Source organism: Alistipes sp. (assembly GCF_048465575.1).
GTDB lineage: Bacteria > Bacteroidota > Bacteroidia > Bacteroidales > Rikenellaceae > Alistipes.
In genome coordinates, this window is the sequence record NZ_DBFWLG010000011.1 from 1 (window position 1) to 1,456 (window position 1,456).

Here is a 1,456-nt window from a genome sequence, read left to right on the forward strand (position 1 = left end):
ATCAATACTTTACAATGGAGAGTTTGATCCTGGCTCAGGATGAACGCTGGCTACAGGCTTAACACATGCAAGTCGAGGGGCAGCATGCCGGTTGCTTGCAACCGGTGATGGCGACCGGCGCACGGGTGAGTAACGCGTATCCAACCTTCCCGCGACCAAGGGATAACCTGCCGAAAGGCAGACTAATACCTTATGTCCTCCTTTGAAGGCATCTGACGAGGAGCAAAGATCCGTCGGTCACGGATGGGGATGCGTCCGATTAGCTTGTTGGCGGGGCAACGGCCCACCAAGGCTTCGATCGGTAGGGGTTCTGAGAGGAAGGCCCCCCACACTGGAACTGAGACACGGTCCAGACTCCTACGGGAGGCAGCAGTGAGGAATATTGGTCAATGGGCGGAAGCCTGAACCAGCCAAGTAGCGTGCAGGATGACGGCCCTACGGGTTGTAAACTGCTTTTATGCGGGGATAAAGTTGCCCACGCGTGGGTTTTTGCAGGTACCGCATGAATAAGGACCGGCTAATTCCGTGCCAGCAGCCGCGGTAATACGGAAGGTCCGGGCGTTATCCGGATTTATTGGGTTTAAAGGGAGCGCAGGCCGCCGTGCAAGCGTGCCGTGAAAAGCAGCGGCCCAACCGCTGCCCTGCGGCGCGAACTGCTTGGCTTGAGTGCGCCGGAAGCGGGCGGAATTCGTGGTGTAGCGGTGAAATGCTTAGATATCACGAAGAACCCCGATTGCGAAGGCAGCCCGCTGTGGCGCCACTGACGCTGAGGCTCGAAGGTGCGGGTATCGAACAGGATTAGATACCCTGGTAGTCCGCACGGTAAACGATGGATACCCGCTGTCCGGCCCGTACGGTCTGGGCGGCCAAGCGAAAGCGTTAAGTATCCCACCTGGGGAGTACGCCGGCAACGGTGAAACTCAAAGGAATTGACGGGGGCCCGCACAAGCGGAGGAACATGTGGTTTAATTCGATGATACGCGAGGAACCTTACCCGGGCTTGAATTGCAGGAGAATGATTCAGAGATGATGAAGTCCCTCGGGACTCCTGTGAAGGTGCTGCATGGTTGTCGTCAGCTCGTGCCGTGAGGTGTCGGCTCAAGTGCCATAACGAGCGCAACCCCTCTCCGCAGTTGCCATCGGGTCATGCCGGGCACTCTGCGGACACTGCCGCCGCAAGGTGCGAGGAAGGTGGGGATGACGTCAAATCAGCACGGCCCTTACGTCCGGGGCCACACACGTGTTACAATGGCCGGTACAGAGGGCTGTCCGCATGCAAGTGCGGGTGAATCCCCAAATCCGGTCCCAGTTCGGACTGGGGTCTGCAACCCGACCCCACGAAGCTGGATTCGCTAGTAATCGCGCATCAGCCATGGCGCGGTGAATACGTTCCCGGGCCTTGTACACACCGCCCGTCAAGCCATGAAAGCCGGGGGTGCCTGAAGTCCGTGACCGC

At 58.8% G+C, this 1,456-nt stretch carries 1 rRNA gene; it reads left to right on the forward strand.

Annotated features, from left to right (window positions below):
* Positions 1-11: 11 nt before the first annotated feature.
* Positions 12-1,456 (forward strand): 16S ribosomal RNA (locus ACMQ11_RS04345); the annotation flags it as partial.